The sequence below is a fragment of the Novosphingobium sp. G106 genome (assembly GCF_019075875.1).
Lineage (GTDB): Bacteria > Pseudomonadota > Alphaproteobacteria > Sphingomonadales > Sphingomonadaceae > Novosphingobium.
This window is the reverse complement of sequence record NZ_JAHOOZ010000001.1, coordinates 1113504-1132166: the sequence shown is the minus strand read 5'-3', so window position 1 is coordinate 1132166 and position 18663 is coordinate 1113504. Positions and strand designations below refer to the sequence as shown.

Genomic DNA, 18663 nt, shown 5'->3' with positions numbered 1-18663 from the left:
GTCGTCCCTGCGAAGGCAGGGGGCCAGATGAGCTAGCAGCTTTGCGCCGAGGGCAGCGTCTAGGAGGGCAACCGAGTTAGGCCCCTGCCTTCGCAGGAGCGACGGGCTCTTTGGGCTTCATGTCTCCGACTGCCGCACTGTTTGAAGACGGGGCTTTCACCGGCGGGGCCGACGAAGGAATTGTCGGACGCGGCCGCGGTTTCGCTACCTGCCACCAGCCATGCTCGCCCTGCGTCTCGGCCACCGTCGTCACGCCCGGCCGCGTCAGATCGATCGCCAAGCCGCCCGTGCGCGTCAACATCCGCCGGTCGGCCTTGAGTATCGCCGGACGGCAGGAGTTCGGTAGCCACCGGTCCGAGATCACGATATCGACGCGGTCGCAGGCGGCGGCGAGCTCGCGTTCGGCCACGGGATCGTGGCCGCGCCCGATCAGGAATTGCCAGTCGCGGCCACCGCGGCTCAGCGTCACGACGCAGAAATCACGGTTGCACAGCGCGCCCGGCCAGTCGGCCAGCAGGCGCAGTTCGCCGTCCATGCCCGCAAGCTCGGTCAGGTTGTCGCGGACGAACTCGCTCTTCTGCTCACGCAGGACCAGCAGGTCGCCGTTCGCTTCGACGATCCCGACATGCCGCCCGTCGCCCGAGACGAGCACGTCGGGCGCGCGGATTGCCGCCAGCGAGGCGGTCGCGATCAGCACCGGCACCAGCCCCCAGAGCCGTGCCCTGCCGCGCCAGAGCGCCAGCCAGAGCCCGCCGGCGACGAACAACGCGATGCTGACTCGCCCCATCGCCGGCAGTGTCGTCACCGCACCGGGCTGATCGGCGACCCAGTGCGCCAGAGCAAGCATCAGATCGAGCGACTTGCCCGTCAGCCACCAGGCCGGCGCGCCGGCACCGACGAGATCGAGCGCCAGCGCGAGCGCGATCAGCGGCATGGTCACCACCGTCGTAAGCGGGATCGCCACGACATTGGCCAGCGCGCCGTAGATCCCCGCACGGTGAAAGTGGAACAGGCCGATCGGCATGATCGCCAGCTCGATGACCACGCCGGTCACCAGCAGCATCGCCAACTGGCGCATCAGGTGGATGGTCCATCCCTCCTCGCGCGGCGCCAGGAAGGCCCGCACCGGCGCAGCGCCGTGCAGCGCGACGATCGCGATTACCGCGGCGAAGCTCATCTGGAAGCTTGGGCCGACCACGGCCTCGGGCCAGAACAGCAGGACGAAGAACGCCGCGACCGCGACCATCCGCATCGATAGCGGCTCGCGCCCCAGCGCCAGCGCCGCCAGTACGAGCACCGCGCCGATGCACGAGCGCACGGTCGGCACCTCGGCCCCGGTCAGCAGCGTATAGAACACGCCGGCCCCGGCACCCGCGCCGGCCGCCACCAGCGGCAACCGCACGCGCAGCGCCAACCACGGCCACAGCGCCAGCAGGCGCAGCGCCACCAGATAGGCCGCGCCGACCACCGCGCTGACGTGCAGCCCGCTGATCGACAGCAGATGGCTCAGGCCCGCATCGCGCATCGCCTCGTCGTCTTCCTTGGCGATCGCGCCGCGGTCGCCGCTGGCGAAAGCCGTGGCGATCGCACCGGCCGAACCACCGAGCCGCTGCCGGACGTGCCCGGAAAGGCGCGCCTGGGTTCGCTCGAGCCAGCCGCCGCCCTCGCCCGGTCTGGTCACCTTCACCGGCCCCAATGCACTGCCCGTCGCGGCGATCCCGGCGAACCAGGCGGTCCGCGCGAAGTCGTAGGCGCCCGGCAGCATCGGCGGCGCGGGCGGCATCAGCCGCGCCTTCAAGCTGACGCTCGCGCCCTCGCTGAGTTCGGGCCTATCGTTCTCGATCGGCACGGTCACCCGCACGCGGATCGCTCGGCCGCTGCCGGGCTCGCGCATCGCCAGCAGCAGCCGCACGCGACCCTCCGCCGGCCGGGGCTCGCGATCCAGCACCACCCCCGCGATCTCGGCCACCAGCGGCCGCTCGATCGGACGCGCGCCGGCCAGCTCGGACTTGGCCCAGACGACGATGCACCCCGCGCCGACGAGCAGGGCCAGGCTCGCCAGCGACTGACGCAGATGGGGAAAAAGACCGTTGCCGCGCAGCCCCGCCAAGCTCGCCAACGCCACCGCGCAGCACAGGGCGAGCAGCGCCAGCCACTCCCAGCGATTGGCTAATGCGAACCAGGCCGCGATGCCTCCAGCAAAGGCCACGGCCAGCCACGGTCCTCGCTCGAAGCCGGCCATACTAAGAAATTGCTCAGCACGCTGCAGCATGCTGGACAAGCCGCTTCGGCTGCGCCAAGGGCGATGTTGCAGTGCAGCGCCCCGCACGAGACCATCGGCGGCGGCAGAGGCTGTCTGGTCGGGCGCAGCGGCGCTTTCGAGCATGAACGAGAGTTAGGGCAGGAAGGGTCGATGATGGCAAGCGATAGCGACAGCGGCGCAGGAGCGGCCAAGGGCCGCCCCGGTGCTTCTCGCGTCGTCACGCGCTTCGCCCCCTCGCCCACCGGCTATCTCCACATCGGCGGCGCGCGGACCGCGCTGTTCAACTGGCTGTTCGCCCGCCACCACGGCGGCAAGTATCTGCTGCGTATCGAGGATACCGACCGCGCCCGCTCGACCGAGCCGGCCATCGAGGCGATCTTCGACGGCCTGCGCTGGCTCGGCATCGACGGCGACGAGCCCGCCACTTTCCAGTTCGCCCGGTCGGAGCGCCATGCAGAAGTAGCCCAGGCGCTGCTCGACGGCGGCAATGCCTACAAATGCTACCTGACGCCCGAGGAACTGACCGCTCGCCGCGAGAAGGCCCAGGCCGAGCGCCGCCCCTTCCGCATCGATAGCGAATGGCGCGATTGCGATCCCGCCACCGCCCCGGCCGGTGCGCCTTTCGTCGTGCGCATCAAGGCCCCGCGCGAGGGCGAGACGGTGATCGAGGACCTCGTCCAGGGCAAGGTCACGGTCAGCAATGCCGAGATCGACGATTTCGTCCTGCTGCGCTCCGACGGCACGCCGACCTATATGCTCGCAGTGGTGGTTGACGACCACGACATGGGCGTGACCCACGTCATCCGCGGCGACGACCATCTCAACAACGCCTTCCGCCAGTTGGCGATCATCCACGGGATGGGCTGGGACGTGCCGATTTACGCGCACGTGCCGCTGATCCACGGGTCGGACGGCGCGAAGCTGTCGAAGCGCCACGGCGCGCTCGGCGTCGATGCCTATCGCGATGACATGGGCATCCTGCCCGAAGCGCTATTCAACTATCTGCTGCGGCTCGGCTGGGGCCATGGTGACGACGAGTTCATCGCGCGTGAACAGGCGGTCGAGTGGTTCGACATCGTCCATGTCGGCAAGAGCCCCTCGCGCTTCGACACGGCCAAGCTGCTCAACCTCAACGGCCACTATATCCGCGAGGCCGACGACGCGCGCCTGGCCGCGCTTGCCGCCGAGCGCATGGACGGCCAAGTGGCGTCGGACCTCGATCGCGACCTGCTGACCCGTGCCATGCCGTTCCTCAAGGTGCGCGCCAAGGACCTGCTGGAACTGGCCGCCAGCGCCGCCTTCCTCTTCGCTCAGCGGCCGCTGTCGCTCGACGCCAAGGCCGAAGCCCTGCTCACGCCCGACGCGCGGACCCTGCTCGGCCGCATCCGGGACAGGCTGGCAGGCGAAAACGGCTGGACAAGCGAAGGGCTGGAAGCCAGTCTCAAGTCAATGGCTGAGGAGATCGGGTTGGGCCTTGGCAAGCTCGCCCAGCCGCTACGAGCGGCTCTGACGGGACAGACGACGTCACCGGGTATTTTCGATGTTCTGACATTGCTCGGGCGGGAAGAAAGTCTGGCGCGGATCGGCGCCCAGGCAGACACCCCCGAAGCAGGACAAATCTGAGGAGTAGAGAGTGGGCAATCAAGCTAAACTGACCGCGGGCGGCAAGGACTTCGACTATCCGGTTCTCAGCGGGAGCATCGGACCGGACGTCATCGACATCCGCAAGCTCTATGGCCAGACGGGCATGTTCACCTATGACCCCGGCTTCACCTCGACCGCGAGCTGCGAAAGCGCGCTGACCTATATCGACGGCGACGAGGGCGTGCTGCTCCACCGCGGCTACCCGATCGGCCAGCTGGCCGAAAATTCGTCGTTCATGGAAGTCAGCTACCTGCTGCTGAACGGCGAACTGCCGAGCAAGACCGAGCTCGACGAGTTCGACCGCACGATCACCCGCCACACGATGCTGCACGAGCAGCTGATGAGCTTCTACAAGGGCTTCCGCCGTGACGCGCACCCGATGGCGATAATGTGCGGCGTCGTCGGCGCACTCTCGGCCTTCTACCACGATTCGACCGACATCGCCGATCCGGTGCACCGCCGCATCAGCTCGCACCGCCTGATCGCCAAGATGCCGACGATCGCCGCGGCCGCCTACAAGTATTCGGTCGGCCAGCCCTTCCTCTATCCCGACAACTCGCTGTCCTACACGGGCAACTTCCTGCGCATGACCTTCGGCGTGCCGGCGGAAGAATACGAGGTGGTGCCGGCAGTCGAGAAGGCGATGGACCGCATCTTCATCCTGCACGCCGATCATGAGCAGAACGCCTCGACCTCGACCGTGCGCCTCGCCGGTTCGTCGGGCGCCAATCCCTTTGCCTGCATCGCCGCCGGCATCGCCTGCCTTTGGGGCCCGGCACACGGCGGCGCCAACGAGGCGGCGCTCGAGATGCTCAAGGAAATCGGCCGCCCCGAGCGCATTCCCGAGTATATCGAGCGCGCCAAGGACAAGAACGATCCGTTCCGCCTGATGGGCTTCGGCCACCGCGTCTACAAGAACTACGATCCGCGCGCGACGGTCATGCAGAAGACCGTCCGTGAGGTGTTCGATGCGCTCAAGGTCAACGATCCGCTGTTCGAGACCGCGCTGCGTCTCGAGGAGATCGCGCTCAGCGATCCCTACTTCATCGAGAAGAAGCTGTTCCCGAACGTCGATTTCTATTCGGGCATCATCCTCTCGGCGATCGGCTTCCCGACGACGATGTTCACCGCGCTCTTCGCGCTTGCCCGCACGGTCGGCTGGGTGGCGCAGTGGAACGAAATGATCTCCGATCCCGGCCAGAAGATCGGCCGCCCGCGCCAGCTCTACACCGGCCCGGCGCAGCGCGACTATCTGCCGGTCGACAAGCGCTAATCCGAGTGCGCATCCTGCGCGGCCTGGTCGGGCTCCTCGGCATCCTCGCGATGCTGATGGGCCTGCTCTGGGTCGGGCAGGGCCTCGGACTGATTATGTGGCCGGCCGAAAGCTTCATGCTGGCCGACCGGCAATGGGCGATCAACGGCGCGGTACTGGCAGTCGTGGGTCTAGTGCTGATCTGGCTCAGCCGGCGGCGGTAACGCGCCCTCGTCCGTTTCCGCGGAACCGAAATCGGCGGGCACTTCCAGAATGAACCGCGCGCCCTGCCCCGGCGCCGCCTCGACGGTCAGGTCGCCGCCCATCGCGCGTGCCAGGCGCCGCGAGATATAGAGCCCCAGCCCCGAACCGCCGTCGCCGCTGCGGCCGAGCCGTTCGAACTTCTCGAAGACGCGCGCCTGATCGGCCTCTGACAGGCCCGGTCCCTGGTCCGCGACGATCACCCGGGCACGGCCGGATTCTTCACCGTCGCCGGCCTCGAGCCGGATCCACACCTGCGAATCCTCGGGCGAATAGCGGATCGCATTGGTCACGAGGTTGATCAGCACCTGCAACACGCGCCGAAACTCGGCGATCGCCGGCAGGCTCTCGCCTGCACGCGGCGGATCGAGGGTAATGCCCTTTTCCCGCGCGCGGACGCCGAGGATGCCCGCAGCCTGGCGCGCGACGTCGGCGAGATCGATGCGGTCGGGCGCGGTCGAGAAATCGTCGGCCTCGACCACTTCCATGTCGCTGAGGTCCTCGACCAAGGCCAGCAGGTGCTGCCCGGCCGCGGCGATGTCGGCGGCGTAGTTGGCATAGTCCTCTGCCAGCGGTCCGGCGAGGCGCGAGCGGATCGTCTCGGCATTGGCGATGATCCGCGCGAGCGGCTGGCGCAGCACCGGCGCGATCTCGCGGCCGACCAGGCGGTCGCGCGCCGGCACGGGTTTGCTTCGCGGCACTTCGAGTACCGATGTGGGCAGGTCGCGCGAGACGAGGCACAGCTCGAAGCCCGCCGGCTCCTCGCCGAGCCCTTGCTGCGGGAACAGGCTGGCGCGCCAGGAGCGCGTCGAGCCCGGCACCGCGACTTCGCCGCCGTCGAGCAGGCGCCAGTGCATCGGCTGCTGGTGGTTGCCGGGAATGGCCACGAAATCGGTCCAGGGCCGGCCGAAGCCCGCTTCCATCGCCGCAGCCAGTGCCGCGAGGTCGGGCCCTTCGGCCTCCACCGTCAGCACGCGCTGCCCGGCATCGAGCCGGGCGGTCAGTTCGGCGAAATGACGGTCGATCTCGCCGCGGCGCTCCTCGGCCTCCGCGGCGTCTTCGGCGGCGAGCGGGGCCGATTGCCAGTTGCGCAGCAGGATCTCGCAGCCGGCATCCTCGCCGGCGATCGGCTCGACCTCAACCCAGGCGGTGATCGCGCTCGAGCCGTCTTGCGCCTGGATCGTCCGCGCCAGTTTCAGGCCATAACGCCGCGCCTTGCGCACGACTTCGAGCAGCGCCGGCACCGCGATCGTCCCCGGCAGCTCGCCGCCGCAGCGCAGTTGCAGCGCCGCGATCGCCTTGTCGGCGGAGACGAGGCAATCGGCGCCATCGCTGATCGCGCGGATCGTTCCGGGGCTGGCCATCGGCACGTTCATTGCCCCGCCAAGGCCAGAAGCGCCGCGGCGCGATCGGGCGTCAGCCGGTCCAGCCCTTCGGGCAGCGCGGCATCGGGATCGAGCGCCAGCAACTGCTCCTCGATCGCGGAAGGTTTGAGGCCGGCAGCGCAAAGCGCCAGCGCAAGCCGCGTCCGCTGGGTTTCGCTGGTGGCGAGCGTCGCCAGGTCGCGATCGTGCCCCGAAGCGATGCCGAGGGCGGTCAGGAAGATCGCCGCGCCGGCGTGGTGGATCGACAGCGCTGCCACCGCGCCCGCCCCCATACCCGTGACGAGGCGCGAGATCAGCCCGAGCCGGCTGCGGCTCTCGCCATAGTCGGCGCGGATCGCCGTCTCCGCGGCGGCAGCGCGCGCATCGGCCTCCACCTCGGCGCCGGCAATGCCGCGCATGGCGACCAGCGCGCCGTGGAGCAGGTCACCGGGCAGTTCGGTCAGCGGCAGCCGCATGCGGCGCTGCGCCTGGCCGAAGCGAGCCTGTGCGGCGAGGAACTTCATCGCCAGCGCCGCGGTCGTCTGATCCGAAGAGGCGATCAACGCCTGGAGCAGCGGTGACAGCACCGGATCGAGCGCGAGCCCCGTCTGCAGCCGCTCGGTCAGCTGCCATTCGAGTACCAGCGCGTGGAGGTGGGTCAAGAAGGCCGGATTGGCCATCAGCGCACCGACCAGCGCGCCGTGGTCAGCCTCCCCGCCGCCCATGTGATCGACCAGCTGCCGCGCGACATCGGCAATCATGCCGCGCACCCGCGCCAGGATCGCATCGGCGAACAGGCCGCTGTCGTCGCTGGTCAGCAGATGACGCAGCACCGGCGAAACCGTGCCGATCACGGCATCGCCGCGCTCGAGCGCGTCGCGCAGGCGTGATTCAACCGAATCCGTCGATCGAGGATTGGCTGCTGCATCGGTCATGACACCGCCATAGCCCAGCATGGTTAAACCCGCGTTAGCTGCGACTTGCCGGCCGAAAGCAGCAATGCTGCCAGCGCGAGCAGCATGGTGAGCACCTGAACCGCAGGCACCAGCACGCCGAACACTGCCGCCAGCGCCAGCAGCAGGGCCAGCAGCGCGCGATCCTCGAGCCACGCGATCCACCCGCGCAGCAGCACGCGCGGCAGAAAACGGGTCAGGACGAGCAGCATGAACGGCGGAAAGACGCGCGACAGCACCGTTTCCCATTCGGGTAGCGGCGTGCTCCAGGCAATCAGTGCGATGAGCTCGATGTCGAGCAGCCAGCCCAGCACCTGCTCGCTCGAAAGCCCGCTCTTGCGCAAGTTGAGCGAATCGTGCTCGACACGCTCCAGCAGCCCCGAAGCGCGGCGCAGCGTCCAGGCGGCGGCGCAGAGCAGCAGCGCCATCGAGGCATAGCCGAGCCAACCCGCAGCCAAAGCCAGCAGCATCACCGCCAGCGCCCCCAGCGCCACCAGGCCGCCGCCGCTGCCGGCGTGAAGCAGCGACGGGCCCAGCGCCAGGATGCCGAGCCGCGACAGCAGTATCCCGGGCGTCGGCATCTCGCCCTCGCCCATGTGCAGGCGGATCCAGGCACCCTCGATGGCGTGCGCCTCGACCTCGTCGCGCACGAGCTTCCAGCGGGCACCCTCGCGCGCCGCGGCGGGCACCGTCTGCATGGCGATGCCCGATTGCAGCGCGATCCGGGTCAGTGCCGAAGGGATGTCGCAATCGGGCGGCAAGTCGGCGAGACCATCGACAAGGCGGCCGGGAATGCGGATCGCGCCCGCGGCAGCGTGATTGAGATCGATCCGCTCGAAACCCGCGGCAAGCCCGCTCTCGATCGGCTGGACGAGCACCGAATGCCCCGCCTCGAGCAGGCCGACCGCTTCCTGCGGCGCGGCCAGCAAGCCTTCGGTGAAAACAACCAGTTCGTCATTGGCCGTGACGAGCCCGGCCAGCGCGCGCGGCCCCGGAATCACGTGCAGCCGCACCCCGGCGCGCTCGGCCTCGTGCTGCAGGGCGATGATCGGCTGGGTGACATCGCGCGCGACACAGATCACGCGCTGGCATTCTAGCGCCAGCGCGATCCCCAGCTGATGCCGCGCCAATGTCGCCCCGCCGACGCGCAGGAATGCACGCGGCGCCGGCTGGCCGGTCCCCGCGGGTTCCATCATGACAAGCAAGGCAACGCGCAGCTGGCTTCTCCCGGCAGGCCGTAGCTTCTAGGGAAAGCGGCGGCGAGTGCCAAGCTTGGCTAGCTAATTGGCCGAAAACTCGTCGAGAAAGGTCTGAATCCGGCGGACCGCGACCGGATCGCCCGGGGCGGCCTCGATCGCTTCGTTGGCCAAAAGTATCAGGGGCTCGGCATTGAAGCTCGAAGCGAGGCCCTTGAGCCGCATCGCCGCGACCTGCCAGTTGCCGTCGCAACGCGCACGGCGGAGCAGGTCTACCTGGCGCGACAGGCTTTCGATGAAGGCCACGCGCAGCTCAGCGAACAGCGCCGGATCGTCTCCGGCGGCCGCGGAAATCGTCGCATCGAGGGCACCTGCTTCGTAAGCCATCCACAGGGGGGCTATCGGAATTAGGTTAAAGCAGGGTTTCTCCCGTGCATAAGCGTGGTATTTAAGCGGGATGTCCGGGGGAAATCGCATCATCGCCTTCGACGCCGCAAACGCCAGCGCTGCGGACGACGAAATCCTGCTCACCGAAGAGAGCCACGAGGTTGCCGCCTCCGCGCCCGAGTGGGATGCCGTGGAGGTTGAGGAACCTGCCTCCCCGTCGCCGGGCGGCTGGCTGCTGCCGGCGCTGGGCGTCGCCCTGCTGATCGCCTGGAGCGGCTTCTACGTCTGGGCAATGCAGGGCCGGCTGACCGCTGCGACGACGCCTGGGCAATGGATCGAGCTGATCCGCGACTGGACCGTTCCGGTGGTGCTGCTCGCCGTGATCTGGCTGATCGCAATGCGCAACAGCCGGCGCGAGGGAGTGCGCTTCGGCCAAGTCGCGCGCCTCCTGTCCGATGAATCGGCACTGCTCGAAACGCGGCTGTCGACGGTCAACCGCGAGCTCAGCCTCGCGCGCGAGTTCATCGCCGCGCAGTCGCGCGATCTCGAGACCCTGGGCCGCCTCGCCGCCGACAAGCTCTCGACCGAAGCCGATCGCCTGCAGGGACTGATCCGCGACAATCATGCCCGCGTCGAGACCATCGGCACGGTGAGCGCCGCTGCGCTCGACAACATGGAGAAGCTGCGCGGCCAGCTGCCGGTCATCGCCAGCTCGGCCAAGGACGTCACCAATAATATCGGCAACGCCGGCCGCACCGCCCATGCGCAGTTGCAGGACATGATCATCGGCTTCCGCAAGCTGAATGAATTCGGCCAGGCCAGCGAGCGCCAGGTGCAGATCCTGCGCAACCTGGTCGACGAGACGATCGGCGAGTTCACGAACCAGGCCGAGCAGTTCGCCAACCTTTCCGCCGAGCGCTTCGCCGAATTCCGCGAACGCGGCGCCGAGTTCCGCAACCAGCTCGAACACCACGAGGTCGAGGCGCTCGCCGCGGTCCGCACCCGCGCCTCGGCGATGGCGGAGGAGCTCGAACAGACGCGCACCCGGCTCGATGCCGACGAGGCGGAAAGCCTGACCTCGATGCGCGCGCGCCTCTCGGCCCTGCGCGAGGAAGGCACCTCGATCTCGCGGGCCCTGCGCGACGGCGAGACCCGCGCGCTCGAAGGCTGGCAGGCCGGCGTCACGCGGATGAAGGAAGAACTGCAAAGCGCGCTCGTCGCGCTGCAGGAGGCCGAAGCCGAAGCCATCGAGGCCAGCCAGGCGCGGATCGGCTCGATCGGCAACGACATCGCCCGGTACGAGCGCGAAGCCCTGGAACAGGCCGCCCGCTTCACCCGGGAAATCGCTCAGCGCCACGCCGAAACCGCCGCGGCCGAGGAAGCCGCCGCGGCCCGGATGCGCGATCACTTCGCCTCGCTCGACGAGGCTGCGATCACGCGCCGCGAACGCCACGGCGAGATCGACCAGGCTTCCGCCCAGGAGATGCGCGAGCGTCTGACGGCGATCGACGCGGAAATGACCGAGCGTCGCACGCGCCACGCCGCGCAGGGTGCGGAGATCGCCGCCCAGGCGGAGGCCATCGCCGCACAGCTTGCCGAGTTCGAGACGCGCGCCACCGCGATTGCTGCACATGGCAGCGCCGCTCAGGCCTCGCTCGCCGCCAGCCTGGACACGCTGACCGAACGCCTTGCCGCGAGCCGCCTCGCCCTGGCCGGCACCGAAGGCGAGATCGCCGGGCTCACCGACAGTTCGGTCCGCCTGCTCGAGCTGATCCAGGCCAGCCACAAGCAGAGCAGCGAACAGCTACCGCAGGCGCTGCTTAGGACCGATGACCAGCTTTCGGCGATCGAGGCGCGGATGATCGCACTGCGCGAGGCAGCGCAGGAAACCGATGCACGCGGCGCCCATTTGGCCGATACCATCGAAACCGCGAACGGCACGTTGCAGCGCAGCTACGGCGAGCTTTCGGCGCTCCAGGCCGAGCTCGAAAAGGCCGGCGCGCTCCACGGCGACACGCTGACCGGTCTGCGCGGCCAGCTCGACGCCATCGCCGGCCAGACCAGCCAATTGACCGAGACGACGCGTGCGCAGCTTACGGCCGCGCTCGAAGAGCTGACCCGCTCGACCCAGTTCGCCATCGAGACTTTCGGCGAGAACGGCAGCAACACCGTCAACGCCCTCGCCCAGCAGCTCGGCAGCCAGAGCGCCGCGGCGCTCGACCAGGCGATGCGCGCCAGCGCTGCCCAGACCGCCGGCCAGCTGGAACAGGCGGTCACCCAGGCCGCCTCGATCAGCCGCGAGGCTGCGATGCAGCTGCGCGACCAGCTCGGCAAGGTCAACGAACTAGCCGGCAACCTCGAAAGCCGCGTGGCCCACGCCCGCCAGCGCGCCGAGGAGCAGGTCGACAATGACTTCACCCGCCGCGTCGCGCTGATCACCGAATCCTTGAATTCGAACGCCATCGATATTGCCAAGGCGCTGTCGACCGACGTCGCCGACACCGCCTGGACTTCATACCTGCGCGGCGACCGCGGCATCTTCACACGCCGCGCGGTAAGCCTGGTCGACAATGCCGAGGCCAAGGCAATCGTGCAGATCTACGAGCGCGACCGCGATTTCCATGAGCACGTCAGCCGCTACATCCACGATTTCGAAGCGATGCTGCGCCAGGTTCTCTCGGCTCGCGACGGCCAGGCGATGAGCGTTACGCTGCTGTCCTCGGACATGGGCAAACTCTACGTCGCACTCGCCCAGGCAATCCAGCGCCTGCGGAGCTAGCGGCGCGCGGCAATCCTTCGACAAGCTCAGGATGAGCGGGTCTCGGTCCTAGAACAACATCCGCTCATGCGGAGCTTGTCGGAGCACAAGCGCAAAGCTCACCCGCGCCCGCCATCCAGATTGCGCGGAGTGAAGAAGTCGAGATCCTGCGGCAGAATCCACTCGTTGACGTAGTTCAGGTAGAACGCGCCGAACAGCACCACCGCCAGCACCGTCGCGCGGATGCAAATCCGCCGCGCGCTGAAATTGGCCGGCGCGCTGTCTGCCTGGCCGGGAACCTTCTCGATCCCCGCCTCCTCGTGCGTCCGCACCCCGAACGGCATGACCAGGAAAGCGCTGAGCACCCAGAACAGCGTAAAGATGGCGATGATCGAAGTGATTTTCACGGTTGAGCCTGTCTTTAGTCTTCCAGCAGCAGCACTTGGACCTGGGGCTTCTTGCCCGACCAGCGCTGCGCGGCGCGGCGGGCCGCGAGGCGCGCCGCTTCGGTCCGCTCGGCCTTATCGCGCGCGGCCGCGCCCTTGAGCTTGGAAAGCGCCTTGGCGACATCGACGCAGGCCTCTTCGACGAACTGGTCGTAGTCCTCGTCGAGCGGCAGGCCGAGGCCGGCAATAGCGATGCGACCGTCCGGCCCCACCGCAACGGTCACCATGCCGTTGTGCGCGAGCCGGCGGCGCATGACCATGGCGTCGCCATCGGCCGCGGCTATGATGTCACCGTCGAGCACCAGGCGTCCGGCACGCACCTCGCCGAACTTGCCCGGCTTGCCGGGAGCGAGGCGGACGAGGTCGCCGTTCTTCTGGTCAATCGCCTTGGGAATGCCGCAGGTCCGACCCAGCCTTGCCTGCTCGCGCATGTGGCGGATCTCGCCGTGGACGGGAACGAGTATCTCAGGTCGCAGCCAACCATAGAGCGCCATGAGCTCGGGCCGCCCGGGGTGGCCGGAGACGTGGATCGGGCTCTGGCGGTCGGTGACGATCGTGATGTCGCGATCGGCGAGCCGGTTCTGGATGCGGCCGATGGCGATCTCGTTGCCCGGAATCTGGCGGCTGGAGAACAGCACGACGTCGCCGGCTTCCAGGGATATCTGATGATTGCCCTCGGCGATGCGCGACATCGCCGCGCGCGGCTCGCCCTGCCCGCCCGTGGCGACGATCAGCACTTCACCGCGCGGCAGGTCCATCGCCCGGCCGAAATCGACCGTGTCGGGCAAGTGCTCGAGATAGCCGCTGGCCTGGCTCGCCATGATCATGCGATCGAGCGAGCGCCCGGCCACGCAGAGCTTGCGCCCCGTAGCCCGCGCGACTTCGCCCAGCGTCTGCAGCCGCGCGACGTTGGAAGCGAAAGTCGTCACCACGACGCGCTTGCCGCGGTGCTTGCCGACCTCCTCGAGCAGCCCACGATAGACCTCGCCTTCGGAACCCGAGGCTTCGGGATTGAATACGTTGGTCGAATCGCAGACCAGCGCGAGGACCCCCTCGTCACCGATCGCGCAGAGTTCTTCCGAGGTCGTCGGCACGCCGATCTGCGGCTCGTCGTCGAGCTTCCAATCGCCGGTGTGGAAGATCCGGCCATAGGGCGTGTCGATCAGCAGCGCATTGCCCTCGGCGATCGAGTGCGCCAGCGGCAGGTATTGGATGGTGAAGTGCGACAGGTCGAACGGCTCGAGATGGTCGATGACGCGCAAGTCCACCTTGCCGAGCAGTCCCGCCTCTTCGAGCTTTGCCGCGACGAGCTTGGCGGTGAACGGCGTCGCATAGAACGGCACGCCCAGCTCTTCGGCGAAATAGGGCACCGCGCCGATGTGATCCTCATGCGCGTGAGTCAGAACGATACCGACGAGGTCGTCGCGGCGCTGTTCGATGAATTCGAGATCGGCGAAGACCAGATCCACGCCCGGATATTCCGCCCCGCTGAACGTCATGCCGAGATCGACCATCAGCCACTTGCCGTCGCAGCCGTAGAGATTGACGTTCATGCCGATCTCCCCCGAGCCGCCGAGGGCACAGAAGATCAGCTCATTTCCGGGTTTCATTACTTGGAATTCCCATAGGACCTTAGGGCGCGTTCGCGCGTCCGGCCAGCAGTGCGAGGCCATCGAGCGTCAGGTCGGGATCGACCGCGTCGAATATGTCCGTAGCCTCATCGAACAGAACGGCAAGCCCGCCCGTGGCAATGACCTTGGCCGGGCGGCCGATCTGCTCGCGCATGCGGGCGATCAGGCCCTCCATCAGCGAAACATAGCCCCAGAACACGCCGATCAGCATCTGGTCCTCGGTATTGCGGCCGATGACGCTCTTGCTCTCGGGCGCGCGCATGGCGATGCGCGGCAGCATGGCTGTATTGCCGACCAGCGCGTCAAGCGACAGATTGACACCCGGCGCGATGATGCCGCCCTTGTAGGCGCCGTTGAAGTCGATCACGTCGAAGGTGGTGGCCGTGCCGAAATCGACGACGATGAGATCGCCCGGATACTTGTCATGGGCAGCAATGGCATTGACCGCACGGTCGGCACCCAGCGAGCTGGGCTGCTCGACGTCGATGTCGATGGCATAGTTCGCCGCGCCCTGCCCCGCGATCAGCGGCTCGAGGAAGAAGTAGTTGCGCGCCAGAATCTCGATGTTGTGCAGCGCGCGCGGGACGACAGTGGCGACGATGATCTGGGTGATTTCCTCGCGCTTGACCCCGCGGATCTCGAGCAACTGCATCAGCCAGACGGCATATTCGTCGCCTGTGCGGCGCGCGTCCGTGGCGATTCGCCAGCGCGCCTTGATCTTGCGGTCGCCATCGGCCTTGAGGTCGAACAGCGCGAAGACGACGTTGGTATTGCCGGCGTCGATGGCGAGAAGCATGGCGGGGCTCCTTACGAGTCCGAGATGAGGCGGACGTCGCCCGCATGGATGACACGGGTCTCGCCGCTCGCCAAGCGAAGCAGCAACGTGCCGTCCTCGCTGATTCCGGCGAAAGTGCCAGTCAGCGGAATCTCGCCGGGCTCGCCGACGCTGAGCGGCGTGCCGAGCGGATGGGCGGCGGCAAGCCAGCGCTGGACGATCGGCGCGAAGCCGAAGCTGCGCCAGCGGTCGAGTTCGATGTCGAACTGGCGAGCAAGATCGGCGGCGAAGGCGTCGCGGTCCGGCGCGTTCAGGGCAACGGTCTCTCGGTCAGGCAATTCGGGCGCTGAAGCGAGATTGACGCCGACGCCGATGATCACGCTATCCGCCATTCGCTCCAACAGGATGCCGGCAAGCTTGGCGGTTCCGATCATCAGGTCGTTGGGCCACTTGAGCCTAACCTGCTCGCCTATGGGAAGCCGCGTTTCGACGGCTTCGCGCACCGCGAGCCCAACGACCAAAGCTAGCGACGACAGGTCGGGATCGCCGAAGCGCTGGTGGACCACGGTCGAGCCCATGAAATTGCCCGCGCCGTCGAACCAGTCGCGGCCCTGCCTGCCCTTCCCCGCGGTCTGGCGGTCGGCAACCAGCCAGTGACCTTCGGGCACGAAGTCGCCACCACGCAGCCGCGCGGCGAGATCGGCGCTGGTCGATCCGGTTTCGGCCAGGTACTCGATCACACCGCGTGGAACAGGGCTGTCGCGGCCGTATCGGCCAGGCCGCCGAGCCATTTCGTCAGCAGGTAGCCGAGCGGCGAGATGAACAGCGCCATCACGCCGAGGATCGCCTGGTGCGCCCAGTCGCTACGGCCCACGGCTATGCCCGTCGGCTCGTCGAAGTACATCACCTTGACGATCTTGAGGTAGTAGAACGCGCCGATCACCGAGGCGGCGATACCGATCGCGGCCAACGGCACGAGGCCCGCCTGGACCGCCGCCTGGAAGACGACGAACTTGCCCCAGAAACCGAACAGCGGCGGGATGCCGGCAAGGCTGAACATGACCATCGCCAGGCAGGCCGCGAGCACCTTGCGGTCGCGCGCGAGGCCGGCAATGTCGGAGATCGCCTCGACCTGATTGCCCTCGGCATCCTTGAGCATCAGCACCGAGACGAAGCCACCGAGCGTCATCGCCACGTAGATCACGAGGTAGACCAGCATCGCCGAAGCACCCTGCGGCGTCGCGCAGGCGAGGCCGATCAGGATGAAGCCGACGTTGTTGATCGACGAATAGGCCATCAGCCGCTTGATGTTCTTCTGGCCGATGGCGCCGAGCGCGCCGACGACGATCGAGGCGAGCGCCGCGAAGATCACGATTTGGCGCCAGGCATCGGCCTGGGTGCCGAACGCCTCAAGCGCGACGCGCATGGTCAGCGCCAGCGCAGCGACCTTGGGCGCCGTGGCGAAGAACATGGTGACCGGAGTCGGTGAGCCTTCGTAGACGTCGGGCGTCCACATGTGGAACGGAACCGCGGCGATCTTGAAGGCCAGACCGGCGAGCACGAAGACGATGCCGAACAGCGCGCCCATCGTCACGCCGCCGTCGAGCGCGGCGCTGATGCCGGCAAACTGCGTCGTCCCGGTGAAGCCGTAGGTCAGGCTCATGCCGAACAGCAGGATGCCGCTGGCGAGCGCGCCGAGCACGAAGTACTTGAGGCCCGCTTCGGCCGAGCGCTCGTCCACCCGCAGGAAGGCAGCGAGGACGTAGGAGGCCAGCGAGGTCATCTCTAGGCCGATGTAGAGCGTGATCAGATCGGTCGCAGAGGTCATCATGCCGCCGCCGAGCGCAGCGAAGAGGATGAGCAGCGGATATTCGGCGCGCATCGCTCGGAAGCGCTCGAAGAAGGCCGGGGCGATCATCAGCGAGGCCGCGGCCGCGCCGTAGATCAGGATCTTGGCGAAGCTGGCGAAGGCGTCGGCGCGGAACTGGCCCATGAACGCCACGGTATCCGGCCCCATGGCCCCGCCGCAGAGCGCAGGCGCGACGAGCACGGCAGCGCCGACCAGCGCAGCGACCGACAGGATCGAGATCAGCCTACTGGCCTTATCCCCGCCCCAGGCGGCGACGAGCAGCAGGATCAAGCCGGCAACACTCAGAAGTTCTTCAGGCGCGATCAGGCGCAGCGAGGTGGACCAGTCCATCAGTGCGCCCCCTCATGCGCGGATTCTTCGGTTTTTGGTTTCGCCTTGGCAATCGCGATCTTGGCGTCGCCTTCGGGTTTAGCCCGGGCGATGCGCGCGTCGAGCGCGGCGATATCCTGGCGCATCGGCGCGAGGAAGCTTTCGGGATAGACGCCCATCCACAGCACGGCGGCGGCGATCGGCACCATCATGATCCACTCGCGCAGGTCAAGGTCGGGCATGGCCGCGGCATCGGCGTGCTTCTGCTCGCCGAAGATCACCCGGCGGTAGAGGTAGAGCATGTAGGCCGCGCCCAGGATGATGCCGGTGGTGCAGACGAAGGTCACCCAGCTCGACACCTGGTAGATGCCGGCAAGGCTCAGGAACTCACCAACGAAGCCGGAAGTGCCCGGCAGGCCGACCGAGGCCATGGTGAACAGCATGAAGAACAGCGAGTACTTCGGCATATTGATCGCGAGGCCGCCATAGCGGTCGATCTCGCGCGTGTGCAGCCGGTCGTAGATCACGCCGACGCTGAGGAACAGCGCGCCCGAAACCAGGCCGTGGCTCAGCATGACGATCATCGAGCCTTCGAGGCCCTGCACATTGAAGGCAAACAGGCCGACCGTGACGATCGCCATGTGTGCGACCGACGAATAGGCGATCAGCTTCTTCATGTCGTGCTGCACCAGCGCGATCAGCGAGGTATAAACCACGGCGATCATCGAGAAGGCGAAGATCAGCCAGGCGAACTGGGCGGACGCCTCCGGGAACATCGGCAGCGAGAAGCGAATGAAGCCGTAGCCGCCCATCTTCAGCAGCACGCCGGCCAGGATCACCGAGCCCGCGGTCGGCGCCTGGACGTGCGCGTCGGGCAGCCAGGTGTGGACCGGCCACATCGGCATCTTCACCGCGAAGCTGGCGAAGAAGGCCAGCCACAACCAGGTCTGCGCCTGCGGCGGGAAGTCGTAGGCCATCAGGGTCGGGATGTCGGTCGTCCCCGCCTCGTTCACCATCCACAGCATGGCGATCAGCATCAGCACGGAGCCGAGCAGCGTGTAGAGGAAGAACTTGTAACTGGCGTAGATGCGGTCCGCGCCGCCCCAGATGCCGATGATCAGGTACATCGGGATCAGGCCGGCTTCGAACATGATGTAGAACAGGAAGATGTCCTGCGCGGTGAACACGCCGATCATCAGCGTTTCCATCAGCAGGAAAGCCGCCATATATTCGCCGACGCGCTTCTCGATCGAAGTCCAGCTTGCGCCGATGCAGATCGGCATGAGGAAGACCGAGAGCATGATCAGCATCAGCGCGATGCCGTCGATACCCAGCGCCCAGTTGAAGCCGGCGAAAAGCTCGACCTTCTCGGTGAACTGCCACTGCGCGCCGCCGATGTCGTAGTTCGCCCAGAGCAGCACGCCGAGGACGAAATCGATCAGGGTGGCAACCAGCGCGATCGTGCGCGCGGCCTTGGCCTCGGCGAACAGGCAGGCGATCGCGCCGACGAGCGGCACGAGCAGCATCAGGGAGAGGATGGGAAAACCGTTCATT

At 67.4% G+C, this 18663-nt stretch carries 15 protein-coding genes; 4 read left to right on the top strand and 11 right to left on the bottom strand.

Features of this window, described 5'->3' with window-relative positions:
* Nucleotides 1-76: 76 nt before the first annotated feature.
* The gene (locus KRR38_RS05320; RefSeq protein ID WP_309140978.1) at nucleotides 77-2242 is read right to left on the bottom strand and encodes a ComEC/Rec2 family competence protein; all 2166 of its coding nucleotides are present in this window, start codon (nucleotides 2240-2242) and stop codon (nucleotides 77-79) included.
* 174 nt (nucleotides 2243-2416) lie between these two features.
* Between KRR38_RS05320 and gltX the strand changes: the two genes are divergently transcribed.
* The 3 genes from gltX to KRR38_RS05305 are packed head-to-tail and all read left to right on the top strand — an operon-like array spanning nucleotide 2417 to nucleotide 5383.
* Entirely contained in the window at nucleotides 2417-3886 is a 1470-nt protein-coding gene (gene gltX, locus KRR38_RS05315) for a glutamate--tRNA ligase (RefSeq protein ID WP_217407119.1), read from the top strand.
* Between the two features lie 10 nt (nucleotides 3887-3896).
* The gene (locus tag KRR38_RS05310) at nucleotides 3897-5180 is read left to right on the top strand and encodes a citrate synthase (RefSeq protein ID WP_217399322.1); all 1284 of its coding nucleotides are present in this window, start codon (nucleotides 3897-3899) and stop codon (nucleotides 5178-5180) included.
* A gap of 5 nt (nucleotides 5181-5185) precedes the next feature.
* Nucleotides 5186-5383: a hypothetical protein gene (locus tag KRR38_RS05305; protein WP_217399314.1), complete on the top strand. Its 198-nt coding sequence runs from the start codon at nucleotides 5186-5188 to the stop codon at nucleotides 5381-5383.
* Here the strand turns inward: KRR38_RS05305 and KRR38_RS05300 are convergent.
* The 4 genes from KRR38_RS05300 to KRR38_RS05285 form a co-directional block, all read right to left on the bottom strand.
* Nucleotides 5351-6796 (bottom strand): sensor histidine kinase KdpD, encoded by a 1446-nt coding sequence (locus tag KRR38_RS05300; RefSeq protein WP_254514650.1) that lies wholly within the window; start codon nucleotides 6794-6796, stop codon nucleotides 5351-5353. The genes KRR38_RS05305 and KRR38_RS05300 overlap by 33 nt on opposite strands.
* A complete protein-coding gene (locus KRR38_RS05295; protein ID WP_217399313.1) occupies nucleotides 6793-7719 on the bottom strand; it encodes a hypothetical protein in 927 nt (308 codons plus the stop codon). Before KRR38_RS05295 ends, KRR38_RS05300 begins: the two co-directional genes overlap by 4 nt.
* A gap of 23 nt (nucleotides 7720-7742) precedes the next feature.
* Nucleotides 7743-8933 carry a hypothetical protein gene (locus KRR38_RS05290; RefSeq protein WP_217399311.1) on the bottom strand — a complete coding sequence of 397 codons (1191 nt, stop codon included), beginning with the start codon at nucleotides 8931-8933 and terminating at the stop codon, nucleotides 7743-7745.
* An 84-nt stretch (nucleotides 8934-9017) separates the two neighbouring features.
* On the bottom strand, nucleotides 9018-9320 hold the full coding sequence (locus KRR38_RS05285) for an Hpt domain-containing protein (RefSeq protein ID WP_217399309.1): 303 nt from the start codon (nucleotides 9318-9320) through the stop codon (nucleotides 9018-9020).
* Nucleotides 9321-9390: 70 nt separating this feature from the next.
* Here KRR38_RS05285 and KRR38_RS05280 point away from each other — a divergent pair, with 70 nt between their 5' ends.
* Nucleotides 9391-12099 (top strand): ATPase, encoded by a 2709-nt coding sequence (locus KRR38_RS05280; protein ID WP_217399307.1) that lies wholly within the window; start codon nucleotides 9391-9393, stop codon nucleotides 12097-12099.
* Nucleotides 12100-12197: 98 nt separating this feature from the next.
* Here the strand turns inward: KRR38_RS05280 and KRR38_RS05275 are convergent, their stop codons facing one another.
* The 6 genes from KRR38_RS05275 to KRR38_RS05250 are packed head-to-tail and all read right to left on the bottom strand — an operon-like array spanning nucleotide 12198 to nucleotide 18662.
* The gene (locus KRR38_RS05275) at nucleotides 12198-12485 is read right to left on the bottom strand and encodes a DUF1467 family protein (protein WP_217399306.1); all 288 of its coding nucleotides are present in this window, start codon (nucleotides 12483-12485) and stop codon (nucleotides 12198-12200) included.
* 14 nt (nucleotides 12486-12499) lie between these two features.
* Nucleotides 12500-14134 (bottom strand): ribonuclease J, encoded by a 1635-nt coding sequence (locus tag KRR38_RS05270; RefSeq protein ID WP_217399305.1) that lies wholly within the window; start codon nucleotides 14132-14134, stop codon nucleotides 12500-12502.
* Between the two features lie 22 nt (nucleotides 14135-14156).
* Nucleotides 14157-14951, bottom strand: a complete 795-nt coding sequence (locus KRR38_RS05265; protein WP_217399304.1) for a type III pantothenate kinase — start codon at nucleotides 14949-14951, stop codon at nucleotides 14157-14159.
* 11 nt (nucleotides 14952-14962) lie between these two features.
* Complete coding sequence (locus KRR38_RS05260) at nucleotides 14963-15670, bottom strand: biotin--[acetyl-CoA-carboxylase] ligase (protein WP_217399302.1); 708 nt, start codon at nucleotides 15668-15670, stop codon at nucleotides 14963-14965.
* Nucleotides 15667-17130: an NADH-quinone oxidoreductase subunit NuoN gene (nuoN, locus tag KRR38_RS05255; protein WP_217399300.1), complete on the bottom strand. Its 1464-nt coding sequence runs from the start codon at nucleotides 17128-17130 to the stop codon at nucleotides 15667-15669. The genes KRR38_RS05260 and nuoN overlap by 4 nt, the downstream gene beginning before the upstream one ends.
* The gene (locus KRR38_RS05250; protein ID WP_217399298.1) at nucleotides 17130-18662 is read right to left on the bottom strand and encodes an NADH-quinone oxidoreductase subunit M; all 1533 of its coding nucleotides are present in this window, start codon (nucleotides 18660-18662) and stop codon (nucleotides 17130-17132) included. Before KRR38_RS05250 ends, nuoN begins: the two co-directional genes overlap by 1 nt.
* Between the last annotated feature and the right edge of the window lies 1 nt (nucleotide 18663).

What these genes read in the sequence shown, in the direction of transcription:
- KRR38_RS05320 (WP_309140978.1), bottom strand. Translation starts at nt 2,242, where the DNA reads ATGGCCGGCTTCGAGCGAGGACCGTGGCTGGCCGTGGCCTTTGCTGGA.
- gltX (WP_217407119.1), top strand. Translation starts at nt 2,417, where the DNA reads ATGGCAAGCGATAGCGACAGCGGCGCAGGAGCGGCCAAGGGCCGCCCC.
- KRR38_RS05300 (WP_254514650.1), bottom strand. Translation starts at nt 6,796, where the DNA reads ATGAACGTGCCGATGGCCAGCCCCGGAACGATCCGCGCGATCAGCGAT.
- KRR38_RS05295 (WP_217399313.1), bottom strand. Translation starts at nt 7,719, where the DNA reads ATGACCGATGCAGCAGCCAATCCTCGATCGACGGATTCGGTTGAATCA.
- KRR38_RS05290 (WP_217399311.1), bottom strand. Translation starts at nt 8,933, where the DNA reads ATGATGGAACCCGCGGGGACCGGCCAGCCGGCGCCGCGTGCATTCCTG.
- KRR38_RS05285 (WP_217399309.1), bottom strand. Translation starts at nt 9,320, where the DNA reads ATGGCTTACGAAGCAGGTGCCCTCGATGCGACGATTTCCGCGGCCGCC.
- KRR38_RS05280 (WP_217399307.1), top strand. Translation starts at nt 9,391, where the DNA reads ATGTCCGGGGGAAATCGCATCATCGCCTTCGACGCCGCAAACGCCAGC.
- KRR38_RS05270 (WP_217399305.1), bottom strand. Translation starts at nt 14,134, where the DNA reads ATGAAACCCGGAAATGAGCTGATCTTCTGTGCCCTCGGCGGCTCGGGG.
- KRR38_RS05265 (WP_217399304.1), bottom strand. Translation starts at nt 14,951, where the DNA reads ATGCTTCTCGCCATCGACGCCGGCAATACCAACGTCGTCTTCGCGCTG.
- nuoN (WP_217399300.1), bottom strand. Translation starts at nt 17,130, where the DNA reads ATGGACTGGTCCACCTCGCTGCGCCTGATCGCGCCTGAAGAACTTCTG.
- KRR38_RS05250 (WP_217399298.1), bottom strand. Translation starts at nt 18,662, where the DNA reads ATGAACGGTTTTCCCATCCTCTCCCTGATGCTGCTCGTGCCGCTCGTC.